The sequence below is a fragment of the Bradyrhizobium sp. AUGA SZCCT0177 genome (assembly GCF_018130125.1).
GTDB lineage: Bacteria > Pseudomonadota > Alphaproteobacteria > Rhizobiales > Xanthobacteraceae > Bradyrhizobium.
In genome coordinates, this window is record NZ_JAFCMA010000065.1 from 1 (window position 1) to 15791 (window position 15791).

Genomic DNA, 15791 nt, shown 5'->3' on the forward strand with positions numbered 1-15791 from the left:
AAGAGGGCGCAGGGAAGACCGGGTGCGCGCTGCACCCGCGGTCTCGCGTGCGGTTTGCACAAAACAAAGTGCACACGAGCATACAGGGCAGCGGAGAACACCCGGCCTTCCCTGCGCAATGGCTTTACGGCTTATGCCGTGATCTCCCCGGAGACGAGTTCTTGATTGACTCCGTCACCACCGGTTCAGCTTGCGCTTAGCCGACGGCTTGACGCCAGCAACGGGCGCCAGGACCACACGGTTTTGCCGTACGCTTATCCACGCCGTCGTCGAGGCGTAAACCAGCGTCCACCGCAACCCGTCCAACGTCCGTGACGACGGCCGACGCCCTTTTGAGTAGGACGGGATGGCGGGAAATATGCCTCTGATTTTCCTTCTGGTAAACAGAAATATTTTTTATTTCGGGGCTTGACACTAATTCCGTAAATCAGAACTGATTTGCCCGTCGGGTTGATTTGTCGCATACCCGTGCACGCAAACAAAAAAGGGCCGCTTGAATGAACAAGCGGCCCAAGTCTAGGGAGGAAACGCCCCCAAAGAGGGCAGCGACAGCGCGAGGCGCTGCCGCACAGCGCATGTAGGTACGAAAAAGCGCCGATCAAGACGGAGACTCACGCCTCGCGCGGATTGTTCACTCGATCTCCCAAGACGAATTACGGTGATGCACAGGCGTCATTGCGAAGCGAAGCAATCCATACCGCGACAAGCTACCAATGACGGCAGTTTGCGACTCCCGCTCACTTCATCAACCCCTGCACCTCGCTCCGAAACGCCTGCCGTGCCGCATCGCGCGAATAGAACATGTGCCCGCCGGGATAGACGACGAGCTTCACGCGAGCAGGGCTGGCGAAGGCAGGCAACCCGTCGAGGATGATCTTCGAGGCAAGATACGGCGTGGCGAGATCGAACAGGCCGTGGCCGACCAGCAATTTCATTTTCGGGTCGAGCGCGAGAATCTGCCGCAACTGGGAAACCGACTCGGCAGGTCCGCGGCCGAAATCCCACGACCGGAAGACGCTGTCGTTGAGCAGATGGTACGAGCCGTCCGGCCGCCAGTTCAGTTTGCGCGTGGTGAGATCGACGGCGGCGCTGGTCAACGGCGCCATCAGCGAATCCCCGGAGGGATCGCCGAAATGCGAGGAGTCGGAATCCGGATAGGGATCGAAGCCCGACACCGACGCGTCATAACGTCCGGTCACCCGGCCGTTGCGGCGGTCAAACTCCCTGCGGAATTCGCCGACCTCAAAGCGTCCGGCAAGCCGGCGGCTCACGGCCTGATCGATGCCGGTCAACGACGCGACCTTGTCGGCGAGCCGGTTGGTGGCCTCGGTGTCCGCTTGCCCCTTGAGCAGGTCGCTCACAAACTCGCCGCGCGCGTAGCGTTCGACGTCGGCGAGATCGGACCATTTCACCGGACCCTTCGCTTCACGCGCCACCGCGGCCATGGTGGGTAGCCTGTGGACGTATTGCAGCTGGCTGGAGCCGGAAAACTCGCGGTAGTCGAGCAAGGGAGAGACCAGGATCAGCCCGCGCACGCCAACGCCCTGCTGGGTCTGCAGGTTGCGGACGATCTTGGGGCCGCGGATGCCGCCATAGCTTTCGCCGGTGACATATTTCGGCGACAGCAGCCGGTCGTATTTTTCGAGCCAGCGCCGGATCACCAACGCGATCGAACTGACGTCGCCATCCAGGCTGAAGAACCGCTTGCGAGCGTCCTCGCCCGTCGCGACGAAGCGGCTATAGCCGGTGCTGACGGGATCGATGAAGACCAGATCAGTGAAGTCGAGCCAGGTCTCGGCGTTGGGCACAAGCTCGGGCGAAGCGGAAGCAATCGCGCCATCTCCTGTAATCGACAGCCGCCACGGTCCGGCAGTGCCGAACTGCAGCCACGCCGAGGAAGCGCCCGGCCCGCCATTGAACAGGAACGTGACCGGCCGCGTGCCGCGATCGGTGCCGTCGAGCTGGTAGGAGGTGTAGGCGATGTCGGCCTGCGGCTCGCCTTTTTCGTCGAACAGCCGGATCGAACCTGCGGTCGCGGTGAAGGCCAGCGTGCGCCCGGGCAGCGCCAGCGTCTGTCTGGTGGTGGAATCCGGCGGCAGCCGGTGCTGATCGGAAACTGGCTGCGGCGTGGCGGCGTCACCGCGCCGTCCCCCGCCCTTCTGTCCTTGCGGCGGCTGCGGCGGGAGTGTTGGACCCGGCGTCGGCGTCGCGGTGGTTTGTGGCTGCACGGCCGTCGGGCTTGCGTCCTGGGCGCGCGCGCCGGCCACGCATGACAGCATCACAAGCGTGATGGCGAGTTGCATATGACGCCGTGCCGTGAAGCGAAAAGCCATGACGTCCTGCTCCCTCTCACTTGCCCCCGGTGCCACTTGCTCCCTGCGCCGCGCGGTTGGGCCACGGATTTCAGCCTGGGATGGCGACAGAAGGGCTGTGCTACAACAGGACGAAATCCGCTGGCATCACAATCCCGACAGTATTGCGTGAAAGCGATCTGCATGGGGCTTGTCCGCCGCATCGCCATGGTTGTCCTCGCCGACCGTTAGGTGATATCGGTCGGTTCCGCCGGCGGACCCGGCCAATTATTTTTGATTCATCCATGAAACCATTTTGGCGCTGGCAAGACTAAAGAACCTGCGCTTTCCAATGGGGACCAAAATGAAACGTGCGATTATTGCCTGCCTCGGCCTGCTGGCGCTGGCTTCTCCCGCCGCGGCAGATTCACCGGTTGCGGTGGTCGAGGACATCAAGGGCAAGGTGACCGGCGCCGAATTCATGGACTATGTGACGGCCCGGTCCGTCATCAAGATCGCAGACGGCGGCTCCGTCGTGCTCAGCTATTTGAAGTCCTGCCGGCGCGAGACCATCACCGGCGCCGGCACCGTTGTCGTCGGCAACGAGGAGAGCATCGTCGATCAAGCCGTCCTCAAGGCGGAGAAGACGAACTGCGATTCCAACCAGGCCAACGCCACCACCAAGGACACCAGCGCGGTCGCCGCCACCCTGCTCCGCAGCGCCACAACCGCTTCGCTGCCCGCGCCGCAGCTCACGCTTTACGGCGCCTCGCCGTTCGTGCAGGCCAAGGGCCGCGGCACGCTGGTCGTGCGCCGGCTCGACGTCGCCGGCGAGCGTCACCAGATCGCGCTCGGCGGCACCCAGCTCAAGGGCAAGTTCGTCGATTTCGCCGGCGAGAACGTCGCACTCGTCCCCGGCGGTCTCTACGCCGCCTCGTTCAAATCGTCGGAAATCGTGTTCCGGGTCGACGCGCAGGCCCAACCTGGCGCGACGCCGATCGTCGGCCGGCTGCTGCGGCTGGACTAGGCGTGCCGGACATTCCATCTTTCGTCATGGCCGGGCTTGTCCCGGCCATCTACGTCTTGGTTGCCGTCAGACTGAAAAGACGTGGATGCCCGGGACAAGCCCGGGCATGACGAGCTAGATACCGATGCCCGATTTTATTAGTCGCTTTTGGAGTCAGACTCTGAGAATCAGGCGCAGCACGCGCAACCAGATGGTGATCGCCGCCATCGCGCTGGTCTGCGCGGCGGCCTCGGTTTCTCCCGCAGTCAGGCCGATCCGCGGGCTCTCGCTCGATATCCTCACCGCGCTGCGCTGGGAGGTGTTTGGCCGCAGGCAGGATCCGGCGGCATCTCCGACGGTCGTCATCGCGATCGACGAGGAAAGCCTGCGCACCGCCCCGTTCAAGGGCTCGCCGATGCTGACCTGGACCGGGGAGATCGGCCGCGTGCTGGCCGCGACCCTGGAAGGCGGCGCCAAGGTCGCCGGCTTCGACGTGGTGATCCCGACATCGATCGAGCAGTCGGAGATCCCGTTTGGCGACAACATGCTGGGCACGAAGGTGCGCGGCTTCGACCGCGACTTCCTGCGCGCGCTGGCCGGCGCGACAGTCAACGGCAAGGTGGTGCTGGGCGAAACGCTCGGCGGCAACCAGCCGGTCAGGCCCTCGGCCGGGCAGCGCATCGCGGTGCGGCAGCAGCAGAACATCCGCCCCCTCAACGTTCATACCGACCATGACGACGTGGTGCGGCGCATGCCGCTGACATTTCCTATCAACGGAGCAAAGGTGCCCTCGATGGCGGTCGAACTGGCGGCGCGCGCGATGGGCGCGGCTCCCGAATTCGACAAGAATGGCCGGATGACACTCGGCGGTTACCGGATCCCAGGCCGGGTGCCGAACACGCTGACCCTGAATTTCGAGGGCGGCGCGGCCGACATTCCGACTTTTTCATTTGCCGACCTGCGCAACTGCGCGGTCAAGGACGACAAGGACTATTTTCGGCGCTGGTTCGACGGCAAGGTCGTCATCTTCGGCACCGTTCTCGATATCGAGGACCGGCGCATGACATCCAAGCGCTTTGCGACCGGCATCGAGGGCGCGCGCACGCCGCGCTGCGCGGCCGAGAGCACGCCGGTCTCCGCCGCCTTCAGGACCAGCACGATCGCCGGCGTCTATATCCACGCCACCGCGGTCAACAATCTGATCTCGCGCAACGCGGTGGTCGAACCGGGGCCGCTGTCGCGCTTCCTGATCGCGGCCGTATTCGCGGCGCTGGCGGCCTTCGCCGCGTGGCAGCTCAGACCGCTCGTCGCGGCGACGGCCTGGGCGGTCATGATCGTGGCCGGCATCGCCGGCGCCACCCTCGCCTTCAACCACGCGCTGGCGCTCCCGGTCGCCGAGCCGTTCCTCGCCAGCCTGATGGCGCTGGCCTCGACGATCGGTTTCCGCTTTGTCGTCGCCGACAAGGATCGCCGCCTGCTGCAGAAGAGCTTTGCGCTGTACCTTGCCCCGCACGTCATCAACCGGATGCTGTCGTCGAACAAACTGCCGGAGCTCGGCGGCGAGACCCGCGAGGTGACGGTGTTCTTCTCCGACATCGAAGGGTTTTCGCTGATCGCCGAGAAGATGTCGCCGGACAGCCTGATGGAGCTGATGAACGAATATCTCTCTGTCATGACCGACGTCATCGAAAGCCATGGCGGATATGTCGACAAATATATCGGCGACTCCGTCGTGGCGGTGTTTGGCGCGCCGGCCGACGATCCTGACCATGCCGCCAATGCGGCGCGCGCCGCGCTGGACTGCTGCACCCGCCTGGCCGAGCTCAACGCCTCCTCGGCGCTCTTCCACGAACACAAACTGGCGCAGCGGATCGGCATCAATTCCGGCGAGGCGCTGGTCGGCAATTTCGGATCGCGGCGGCGCTTCAATTACTCGGTCATGAGCGATGCGGTGAACCTCGCCTCGCGGCTGGAGGGCGCCAACAAATTCTACGGCACGACCGTCATCGCTTCGGAGACGACGGTGGCCCTTGCCGGCGACGCTTTCGCCTGGCGCGAACTCGATGCGATCAGAGTCAAGGGACGCAACCAGGCGCTGAAAATCTACGAATTGCTGGCGCTCTCGACCGGACTTGGCGCTTCCCGGCAGGCGCCGATCGCCCATTACGCCGACGGACTTGCGCATTGGCGCGCCCGGGAATTCGAGCTTGCCGCAAAATGCTTCGAACGTTCGGCTGAGATCGACCGGCCGGCACAGCTGTTCAGCCAGCGCGCCCGGAAGTTGGCTGAAAATCCGCCTGATAAGGATTGGGATCCGATCCGAACCCTGCAGGAGAAATAGCCGCTCCGGCCCTTCGGCTTGGGTTACCATCCCTGGCGGGGCGCCCTTCCATCTCGACAAGCGCCGCCAAGGTGTATAGACGAGCGCGGCGCAATCCGGCGCCACCATGAGCCCGCAATCCGATGGCCAGCCCCAAGCGATATGACCGCATCGCCTTCGTTGCGAGCGCTTCCGCGGAGGCGCAGGCGGCACTGGCGGAGTTGGCCAGGCTTTACGGCAATCACGCCCCGGACACGGCCGAAATCCTGGTGGCGATCGGCGGCGACGGGTTGATGCTGGAAACGCTGCACCGGTACATGCGGACCGGCAAGCCGATCTACGGCATGCATCGCGGCACCGTCGGTTTTCTGATGAATGAATTCTCCACGCACGACCTGCATGGCCGGCTGGCCGCGGCGCGCGAGACGCTGATCAATCCGCTGTTGATGCGCGCGACCGATATCCACGATCAGGTGCATCTGCATCACGCCATCAATGAAGTGTACCTGTTTCGCCAGACCTATCAGGCCGCGCATGTCCGCATCCTGATCGACGAGCACGAACGCATGGCCGAACTGATCGCCGACGGCATTCTGGTGGCGACGCCGGCCGGCTCCACCGCCTATAACCTCTCGGCGCAGGGGCCGATCCTTCCCATCAACGCGGCGCTGCTGGCGCTGACGCCTATCAGCGCGTTCCGGCCGCGGCGCTGGCGCGGCGCCCTGCTCCCCAACACCGCCTTCGTCGTGATCGAAGTGCTCGAGGGCGGCAAGCGTCCGGTCGCAGCCGTGGCCGACCATGACGAAGTGCGCGACGTCCGCCGCGTCGAGGTGCTGTCCGACAAGTCGATCTCGATGCGGATGCTGTTCGACCCCGGCCACAGCCTCGAAGAACGCATCCTGCGCGAGCAGTTCGGGCATTAGCTGTCGTCCCGATTAGGCTGTCGTCCCGGCGAACGCCGGGACCCATACGCCGCGGCCCTTCGGTGAGAGCGCAGGCGTTAGACATCTTCCTTAACAATGAGCGCCGCGGCGTATGGGTCCCCCGATGCGCAATTGCGCATCTGAGCTCAAGGCCGGGACGACGTGTTGATAGAGCGGTGACATAAGCTGCCGCCAGATCCCCTGCCGCGCCCCTTCGCAACCATTCGTTAACCGGCCCCGCGATATGGTTAACGCCGGGTGTACCGTGTTGCCCGGTATGCGCTTTAGGGCCGGACCATGTATCGCATCGATTTCAACAAGCTGCGGTTTCTGATTTGCGACGACAACCCGCATATGCGCCGCATCCTGCGGACGCTGCTGCACTCGTTCGGCGCGCGCGAGGCTTATGAGTCCGAGGACGGCGCCACCGCGCTCGAAATGTACACCCACTATGTTCCCGATATCGTCATCACCGACTGGGCGATGCCGATCTTCGACGGACTCGAACTGGCACAGATGATCCGGCAACCGGACTCCAAGGGCAACCCCTACGCGCCGATCATCATGCTGACCGGCCATTCCGACAAGCGCCGCGTGACCGTCGCGCGCGACGCCGGCGTGACCGAATTCCTGGCCAAGCCGATCTCAGCCAAGGGGCTTTATCAGCGCATCCTCAACGTCGTCGCCAACCCGCGGCCGTTCATCAAGACCAAGACCTATTTCGGACCGGACCGCCGGCGCAACACCAACAATGCCTATATCGGCCCCGAACGCCGCATTGGCGGCGAGATGGAAGTGATGCAGCAGCCGTCGCTGCTCGACAAGGCGCGATCCAGCGTCTAACGCGCGACACACCGCGAGGAATCGATCATGGCGAAGGAAAAACCCGGGAAGCTGGAGGTCACGAGCTTCGCCGATCACCACGTGATCACGCAGCCAAATCCCTTGCGCAAGGTGCTGCTGCGCGTTCCCGAATCCGACCTCGACGATCCCGTCGGGCGTGCGGAGAAAGCGCTGGCCGGGCTATCGGGTGAATTCAAGAACTGGATGACGATCGAAGCCGACCGGCTTTCCGCCGCCCACGCCGCCATCCTGCGCAGCGGCTTCACCGACGACGCCCGCGAAGAACTGTTTCGCGCCGCCCACGACATCAAGGGCGACGCCGCGACATTCGGCTTTCCCTCCGCGGGCGCCGCCGCCGAGAGCCTGTGCCGCATCATCGAACACGCGCCCGATCTCGACCAGGTGCCGTCGGATCTGATCAGGCATCACATCAACGCCATTCAGGCCATCGTCCGTGAGCGCACCAAGCTCGACACCGCGGCTACCGCCGGCGTGCTCAGCCGTTCGCTCCGCGGCATCGCCGACGAATTTTTGACCCACGCCAACCGCGACCGCCCCGAGCATCTCGAAGCGATTTTGACGCCGAGCATTATTCCGACGGAATAACGCGAGCTTTATCGACTCGTCGTCCCTGCCTAGTGCGCAATTGCGCACGGGCGCAGGGACCCATAGCCACCGTCCTGATTTGTTGGAAAAGATTGCGACCACATCGCTCCATGGATAAAGCCGCGGAGTATGGGTCCCTGCGTTCGCAGGGACGACATAGGATGTGTTGCTGGAGCGTGGCTTACGCCGCGATCAGATCGTCGTGCGTGATCGCGTCCTCTGCGGCGAGTTCGTCGCAGAACTGGCGGGCTTCTTCACGCGCCGATTCAGTTGCAAAACGGCGCAGCAGGATCAGCAGCGGCTCGGCGGCCTTGCGGTCGGTCTCGCAATGGGTCAGCACGCGCTCGACCATGCGGCGGCGAAGGCGCGCCGCACCACCCAACGTGTCGACATAGCCGGTCTCGTGGCTGACCTCGAGCGCGATCTTGAAGGCGGCGAAGGTGGATTCCGGCAGGCCGGCCCGGATCAACAGCGCCTGCAGGCTGGCGCCGCCGCGGTCGTGCAGCAGCGCGGTGACGCGGGCGTGCGGCAGGCCGGACAATTCGGCCAATGATGCATCGAACAGTTCGAGATTGCCCGACAACAGCGCGCGCAGGATCAGGCCCGCGGTGAGCTGGCCGGTGGCGCGCAGATGCTGCACCAGCCCCTGCATGTCCTCGCCGCGCGAACGCGCCGCGATGTTCACGGTCGAGCGCTCGCGCGCTTCGCTGGCGAGCCGCCCTGCCCGGTCCGGGCTCAGCCAGTTCTTGGCGACGACGAATTGCGCCAGCGTGTCGGACAATTTGGCGACCAACGCCATGCGCGTGGCGGACGGCAAGCCCTCCAGCACCAGCATCGATTCACGGATCGCGGCGAGATGGCCGTGACGCTCGACGATGCGGTCCCAGGAAAACGGCGCCAGCTCCGCATAGGCGTTCTCGATCAGTTCGAGGGCGGCGGCCGGCGAGCCGACTTCGGCAATCGCAGCGGATACCGATGGCGGCAGATTGACCCGGCGGGCGACCGCGCATTGCGTCTCGCTGTTGCCGGTCGCGACGATGTCGACGAGGTCGGCATCGATCAGCAGCGGGGAATGTTCGAGTACCGGTAGCGCGATCGACGGCTGATCGAGCGCGAGCGCCTGCACGATCGCGGCGGGCGCTTCGGCGCTGCGCGCGAACACCTGCGACATCGCCTGGCGGACCAGCGGGGATGCATCGTCGAGCAGCATCAACAGCGCGCCTTCGGCGGCGGCGCGATCGTCCTCGGAGAGATCGGAAATCAACCAGGCCCGCGCCAAAGACCGCGTCGCCTCTGCCCGCTCGCCTGCCGGCGCGGTACGTATCCAACTGATGAACTGCCGAACGATCATGGTCTAGCCGGCCTACGCAACCCGAAACGACACCGTGACGCGGTGCCACTGTCATAGAAAATAAACCATGACGCTTAACAAAGGGTTCACCATAAACGTTTGGGATTATTGACGTTTCGTTAAGGGAACGCGCGCGGGCGGCCGGGTGTTAGATAACCGGCCTCGCCGCGCACCGCTGGCGCGAGCGCCGAAACCGCCCGGATTTGACGCGTTCTCTTGATGCGAACCATCTCGACAAGAGGCGCCAATCCTTGCCTAACTACCTCCTGATATTTCCACTGGGCGAGGCGTAGGCATGCGCTCAATTTTTGTTTTTTCGATATTGCTGCTGGTCGTTTCGACCGTGAACTGCCGGGCGGAGAAGCGCATCGCGCTGGTGGTTGGCAATTCCAACTACCAAAGCGTCAGCCCGCTCGCCAACCCCAGGAACGATGCGGCGTTGATCGCCGAGACGTTGCGCAAGGTCGGCTTCATCCTGGTCGGCGGGCGCGCGCAGATCGATCTCGACAAGCCGGCGTTCGATCGCGCGATCCAGACTTTTGGTAACGAGCTGACGGGCGCCGATGTCGCGCTGTTCTATTACGCCGGCCACGGCGTGCAGGTCCGCAACGTCAATTATCTGGTTCCGATTTCGGCCAATCCGGTGAAGGAAGCCGATGTCGATTTCCAGATGGTCGACGTCAACCTGGTGCTTCGGCAGATGGAGGGATCCGGGACAAAGCTGAACCTCGTGATCCTCGATGCCTGCCGCAACAATCCGTTTGGCGGGCGCGGATTGCGCAGTACGGAGAGCGGCCTTGCACAACTGCGCGCGCCCGAGGGAACGCTGCTGTCCTACGCCACCCAGCCCGGCAACGTCGCGCTCGATGGCACCGGCAGCAACAGTCCCTATACGTCGGCGCTGGCGCAGGCGATCCAGAAGCCGGGGCTCGACATCTTCCAGACCTTCAATCAGGTCGGCCTGCAGGTGAAACGCGCGACCGGCGGATCGCAGCAGCCCTGGGTTTCCTCCTCGCCGATCGACGGCTCGTTCTATTTCGCAAGCACGACGCCGAACGCGCCGGTCGCAGCGCCGCCGCAAAGCGTCGTGGCGCCGTCTGCGCCGCCGCGGCCGGTAGCGATCGATCCCGCACTGGAGCAGCGCGCGACCGCCTTTGTCATCGAGGACATGAAGCAGTCGCAGGGCAGCACGGCCGATTTTATGAACTACGCCCGCCGGTCGCTCGACGAGCGAATTGATTACTATGGAAAATCAACGGCTCGCGACGAAGTCCTCAAGGACAAGGAGAGATACGTCAAGAACTGGCCGAACCGATCGTACCGGCTGCAGATGGATACGATACGAACCTCGTGCGACCAGGCGAGATCAAGCTGCCAGATCAGTGGTGCGCTGGAATTCAGCCATTCCAATCCATCGAACGGCAAGAAGTCCTCGGGCACCGCATCGTTCGAATACGGCATCAGGTTTGGTGCCGATGGCGGCAAGATATTTTATGAGCAAGGCAAGACGCTGTCGGCGCAGAGGTAGTCGATGTCTGCTTTTAGGGTGGCCAGGCCCTCGCCTGCAGGCGAGACACCGCCTCGGCCAGCGGAACGTCGGCCTGTGAGCCGTCGCGCTCGCGCAAGCTTACCCGGCCGTCCCTCATCTCGCGCCCGCCGACGACGGCCATCACCGGCACTGCCATTTCATGCGCCGCCACGATGCGTCGCGAAAGGGTGTCGGCGCCGTCATAGGCAACGGCCCGGACCCCGGCATTCCAAAACGCCGCCAGCACGTCCGCGCCGTATCCGGCCTGGTCTTTCGAGATTGGCGCCACCGCGACCTGGTCCGGTGACAGCCAGAACGGAAGCACGCCGCCATGGTGCTCGAGCAGGATCGCGATCATGCGGCCGAGCGATCCGAAGATGGCGTGGTGGATCATCAGGGGCCTCGCACGGCTGCCGTCGGGGGCGATGTAGGACGCCTCGAGCCGCTGCGGCAGCACGCTGTCGAGCTGGACTGTGCCGCACTGCCAGGATCGTCCCAGCCGGTCGCGCAACGCAAATTCCAGCTTCGGTCCGTAGAACGCGCCTTCGCCGGGGTTGATGTGAGGCGTGAGGCCGCATTGCCGCGCGGCATCGCAGAGCTTCGCCTCCGACCAGTCCCAGCTCGCGTCGTCGCCGGCGCGCACCGCCGGCCGCGTCGCCAGCGCCACCTCGTGGTCGGGAAACCCGAGGTCTCGATACACCTCGCCCAGCAGGGCAATGAAGCACGCGACTTCACCCTCCACGTCCTGCTCGCGGCAGAACACATGCGCGTCGTCCTGCTCGAAGGCGCGCGTCCGCATGATGCCGTGGAGCGAACCGGAAGGCTCATTGCGGTGGCAAGCGCCGAACTCGGCATAGCGGACCGGAAGCTCCCGCCACGAGCGCAGCCCCGTGTTGAAGATCTGCACGTGGCACGGGCACGACATCGGTTTCAGCGCCATCGCCTGCTCGCCGTCGTCGACCCTGAACATGTGCTCGCCGAACTTGTCCCAGTGGCCGCTGCGGTCCCAGAGCTCCTTCGGCAGCAGCTGTGGCGTCCGCACCTCGGCATACCCGGCGCGGCGCATCTTGCGCCGGACATAGTCCTCCAGCACCCGATAGATCGCGTAGCCGCGTGGATGCCAGAACACCATGCCCGGCGCATCCTCCTGAAGGTGCCAGAGTTTGAGCTGTACGCCGAGATTTCTGTGGTCGAGATTGTCCATGGCTATGTTCCTTGTGAAGAGGAAAAAGCGTGGACGGGGACCATCAAAAACCAGAAAAGGCCCCGTCCGTCGCCGGCGGGGCCTTTTCTGGGTGAAGTACGCTTGTCTCTAGCGCGCGCAACCAGCAGGCGACTCGCCGTAGGCGGTCGCGGTGGTGGTCATTGCGGCTGATCGAAGCTTATTCATGCGCTGTATATGGCGGCAAATCGCTCAGGCGTCAACGCCAGCCGCCTGGCGCGCCCCAAGCAGCGTTAGCTGCTGAACGTGCCGTTGCGATCGCTGAACAGATCGAGCCGGCCCGGTGCGCGGACTTCGGGCTTCTGTCCCGATACCGATGGCGTCGCTGAGGCGACCGACGTGAGTGAAGAACCCCTGCCCCACAATTCCTGGACCGCAGGTGAAATCGGCTGGCTGCGTTCACCGGCCTGGAACAGCGAGCGGAAGATCGGCTCGGGCTGCGCGGAGGCAGTCTGCGATGTCGCGGCGACCGGCGTCACGCTGCGGGTATCCGGGAAGCTCGACAGATAGGCCGCGTTATCGATCGCAGGTGCAGCCTGTGTCGCGGACGTCGCTTGCGTGGCGCTCGCGACGGTCACGCGGCGCGGCAGGTCACCGCCGACCGCCGCCATCGCGGTGCGGGTGGCCGGCGAACTGGCGGCGCTGGCGTAGCGCGAGTTCAGCACCGAATAGACCTCGGAGACGCTGCGGCCGCGGCCCGAACGATCGTAGAAGATCGAGCGATTGGCCTCGGCGGCGGCCGGAAACATCTGCACCGCGGAAGCCTGCGGATTGTCCTCGGCGCTCGAGATCAGTTTTCCCGCCCCGCCGACGCCCATGAAATGCGCCATATAGAGTTCGGCGTCGCTCGGGCGGCGGCCGATCTTGCCGGTGAGCTTGAAACTGTTCGACTGGGTCAGCACCCCCGCCATCGACGACGCGGCTTGCGGATCGTCGCGCAGCTTCATGATCTCCGCACGCGCGGTCGGGTCGCTGACCGAATAGCTGCCGGACGGATTCCTGGTGATGGCGTCGGCATATTTGCCGTAGCCGAGCTGGCTGCCGGCTTCCTTGACGGTGCCGAGCCAGGTCTGGTCGATGAATTGAAACAGCCCGCGCGCCGACGAGGTGGTCGCCGCCGCCTTCGGGTTGAAGTTGGATTCCATCTTGGCGGTGGTGAGCAGATATTCGAAGCTGGCGCCGGTGGCCGAGGCAGCCTGCTTGATCGAGCCCGCGATCTTCGTGCGCGTTGGATCGACACCTGCCGTGGCGTTCAATGTGTCGACCGACATGTTTCCTGGTGCCCCGCTCCCCGCGAAACGACCGCGCGGCCTGTGCGAAAATCGCAATCAGCGCCCAATACTGCGCCACACTGGGACAAGTATGGTTAATGGGAGGTTAAGTGGGTCGTACCCCTTGGCGCAGGCCCGGAATCCCGGCGAATTCGCCGATGTTATCCGCTAAATGACACCGCTTTGTCGAAGCGCCGCAATTGCAGCCGGGTCATAGCCGAGTTCGGCCAGGACAAGATCGGTATGCTCGCCAAGCATCGGCGGACGTGACACGATTTCACCCGGCGTTTCCGACAGCCGGACAGCAGCTCGTACGACCGGTGCGGGTACCGGCAGGCCGGGATAATCGACATCCTGCATGAAGCCGGCGGCGCGAATATGCGGATGATCCAGCGCCTGTTGCGGGCTGAGCACCGGTCCGGCCGGAATCATCGCTCCGCCCAGCGTGTCGACGGCTTCCTGCGTGGTGCGCTCGGCGCACCAGCGCGCCATCCGTTCGCTGATGACAGGGCCGTTGTCGCCGCGCTTGATGTCGTCGGCAAAGCGCGGATCGCTTAGCCACTGGTCCTCTTCGCCCATCAGCCTTGCCCAGCGAATGAACAGCGGATGACCCGTGACCTGGCACAGCACCCAGCCGTCCCGGGTGCGGTAAATGTCGGCCGGCGCAGCGGTCTGGCCGAGATTGCCGGTCGGAACGCGATTGGCCTTGATCACTGCCTGCTCGATCAAGGTTGCGTTGGTGAAAGACAACGCGGTTGCAAGCAACGCGCCCTCGACGATCTGCCCGCGCCCGGATTTTCCGCGTTCAATCAGAGCAGCAAGCGTCCCGAACGCACAGTGCAGCGCGGTTCCGAAATCAACCCAATTCACCGCGGCCCGGTAAGGCGGATCGCCGGCGCCGGTCATGTACACCGAACCCGACATCACCTGCCCGACACCGTCGAAGCCGACGCGGTCGGACCAAGGCCCCGGCCCACCGAATGCCGTTGCCGTCGTGAGGATGATGTCGGGCTTGATCGCCTTCAATGAATCATAATCGAGCTTCATGGCGCGCAGAGTCTGCGGCGGCAGGTTGGCGACGACCACGTCCGCAGTTGCAACCAGCCGACGCATCACCTCCTGTCCCTCCGGCTTCATCGGATTGAGCGTGATGCACTTCTTGTTTCGGTTGATCTGCAGAAACAGTGCGCCTTCGCCACCTTCGCCGACCGGTGCCACAAAGCGATCTTCGCTGCCGTCGCGTTTTTCCACGCGAATGACCTCGGCGCCAAACTCGGCCAGCAATGTCGCGCAATACGGCCCCGCGATATAGCGCCCGAAATCCAGGACGCGCACGCCCTCCAGAACTCCTCCCATCGAACTTTCCCTTTATGTTTCCGCCAGATTACAGGGAATGATTTCCGCGGCAAGGCGGCAACCGCTAGCATGCCTCGGCCAGCAAGAGTGATCGTCCAGAGTTCGGCGTCCTGCCAAGCGGACACAGTCCACCGTGCGGAATATCAGCCTGACCTCAACGGGCTTCGCCTGAATGACATTGCGGCTATACTCGTCCACCAAACCACGGGGGGTCCCGTGCTACTTCTCACCCCCGCTTAGTCTTCGCAGTCGAACGATAGACAAGAAAACAACAGGCAGGAAAATGAAAAAGCTGACACGGCGAATGTTCGTGACTGGTTCGGCGACGATGCTCTGCGCCCCGTCCGTGAAGACCGAGGCGCAATCCTCGTGGCCCACCCGCCAGATTCGCATTCTCGTGCCGTATCCGGCGGGCGGCCAGACGGACGGCATCGCGCGCGCTTTCGGCGACTATTTGGCGCGGCAAGTGGGAAAGACGGTCATCGTCGAAAACAAGGCCGGCGCAGGCGGCGTCATCGGCGTGGCGGAAGCGAAACGCGCAGAACCTGACGGTACCACCATCCTGTGCACGATTTCTTCGTCACTGATCCAAAACCGTCTTACGGTGAAAGACCTTCCCTACGATCCTGAAAGAGACTTCATTTATCTTACGATGGTCAGCGGCGCCGGGGGTCCGGTGGTGGCGGCGAAGAAGACGGGAGCAAAAAATCTTCGAGAGTTCATCGAGTACGCAAAAAAGGTCGGCAGCCTGAACTGGGGATCGTACGGCGTGGGTTCGACGCCGCACGTCCTCATAGCGACAATGGCGAAGCAATACGGCATTCAATTTCAGGTCGTCCAATACCGCGGCGAGGCGCCGATGTGGAATGACATCGCGGGGCAGACGCTGGATGGCGCCGCAGGAAGCTATGCCGCAGCAGCACCCGTCATACAGGCGGGAACCGGCAACCTGATCGGCGTGGTAGGCAGCCGCCTGCCACCCTATCCGGACACGCCCACAATGACTGAACAGGGCGCCGTCGGCGACTTCTACGACCTGCGCGCATTCACCACCTTCGCTGTACCAACCGGAAC

General features: G+C 64.0%; 12 protein-coding genes. 7 read left to right on the top strand and 5 right to left on the bottom strand.

Annotation, left to right across the window (positions count from 1 at the left end):
• Nucleotides 1–737: 737 nt before the first annotated feature.
• Entirely contained in the window at nt 738–2333 is a 1596-nt protein-coding gene (locus tag JQ597_RS37140) for a S10 family peptidase (RefSeq protein WP_212270334.1), read from the bottom strand.
• A 322-nt stretch (nt 2334–2655) separates the two neighbouring features.
• Between JQ597_RS37140 and JQ597_RS37145 the strand changes: the two genes are divergently transcribed.
• From JQ597_RS37145 to JQ597_RS37165, 5 genes are all read left to right on the top strand, one after another.
• Nucleotides 2656–3318 (top strand): hypothetical protein, encoded by a 663-nt coding sequence (locus JQ597_RS37145; RefSeq protein WP_212270335.1) that lies wholly within the window; start codon nt 2656–2658, stop codon nt 3316–3318.
• A 190-nt stretch (nt 3319–3508) separates the two neighbouring features.
• Nucleotides 3509–5638 carry an adenylate/guanylate cyclase domain-containing protein gene (locus JQ597_RS37150; RefSeq protein ID WP_249148471.1) on the top strand — a complete coding sequence of 710 codons (2130 nt, stop codon included), beginning with the start codon at nt 3509–3511 and terminating at the stop codon, nt 5636–5638.
• A gap of 122 nt (nt 5639–5760) precedes the next feature.
• A complete protein-coding gene (locus JQ597_RS37155) occupies nt 5761–6540 on the top strand; it encodes an NAD kinase (RefSeq protein WP_212270337.1) in 780 nt (259 codons plus the stop codon).
• Nucleotides 6541–6837: 297 nt separating this feature from the next.
• Nucleotides 6838–7383 (top strand): response regulator, encoded by a 546-nt coding sequence (locus JQ597_RS37160; protein WP_212036134.1) that lies wholly within the window; start codon nt 6838–6840, stop codon nt 7381–7383.
• Nucleotides 7384–7410: 27 nt separating this feature from the next.
• Nucleotides 7411–7989 carry an Hpt domain-containing protein gene (locus tag JQ597_RS37165; protein WP_212270338.1) on the top strand — a complete coding sequence of 193 codons (579 nt, stop codon included), beginning with the start codon at nt 7411–7413 and terminating at the stop codon, nt 7987–7989.
• A gap of 181 nt (nt 7990–8170) precedes the next feature.
• Here the strand turns inward: JQ597_RS37165 and JQ597_RS37170 are convergent, their stop codons facing one another.
• Nucleotides 8171–9340 (bottom strand): DUF2336 domain-containing protein, encoded by a 1170-nt coding sequence (locus JQ597_RS37170; RefSeq protein WP_212270339.1) that lies wholly within the window; start codon nt 9338–9340, stop codon nt 8171–8173.
• Between the two features lie 295 nt (nt 9341–9635).
• On the opposite strand from JQ597_RS37170, the gene JQ597_RS37175 reads away from it, so the two are divergent.
• Nucleotides 9636–10868, top strand: coding sequence for a caspase family protein (locus tag JQ597_RS37175; protein WP_212270340.1), 1233 nt, complete (start codon nt 9636–9638; stop codon nt 10866–10868).
• 13 nt (nt 10869–10881) lie between these two features.
• Here the strand turns inward: JQ597_RS37175 and thrS are convergent, their stop codons facing one another.
• The 3 genes from thrS to JQ597_RS37190 form a co-directional block, all read right to left on the bottom strand.
• On the bottom strand, nt 10882–12072 hold the full coding sequence (gene thrS / locus JQ597_RS37180) for a threonine--tRNA ligase (protein WP_212270341.1): 1191 nt from the start codon (nt 12070–12072) through the stop codon (nt 10882–10884).
• A 251-nt stretch (nt 12073–12323) separates the two neighbouring features.
• A complete protein-coding gene (locus JQ597_RS37185; protein ID WP_212270342.1) occupies nt 12324–13361 on the bottom strand; it encodes a transglycosylase SLT domain-containing protein in 1038 nt (345 codons plus the stop codon).
• A gap of 168 nt (nt 13362–13529) precedes the next feature.
• Nucleotides 13530–14717, bottom strand: a complete 1188-nt coding sequence (locus JQ597_RS37190; protein ID WP_212270343.1) for a CaiB/BaiF CoA transferase family protein — start codon at nt 14715–14717, stop codon at nt 13530–13532.
• Nucleotides 14718–15000: 283 nt separating this feature from the next.
• Between JQ597_RS37190 and JQ597_RS37195 the strand changes: the two genes are divergently transcribed.
• On the top strand, nt 15001–15791 hold a 791-nt coding region (locus JQ597_RS37195; protein WP_212270344.1), incomplete at its 3' end, for a Bug family tripartite tricarboxylate transporter substrate binding protein.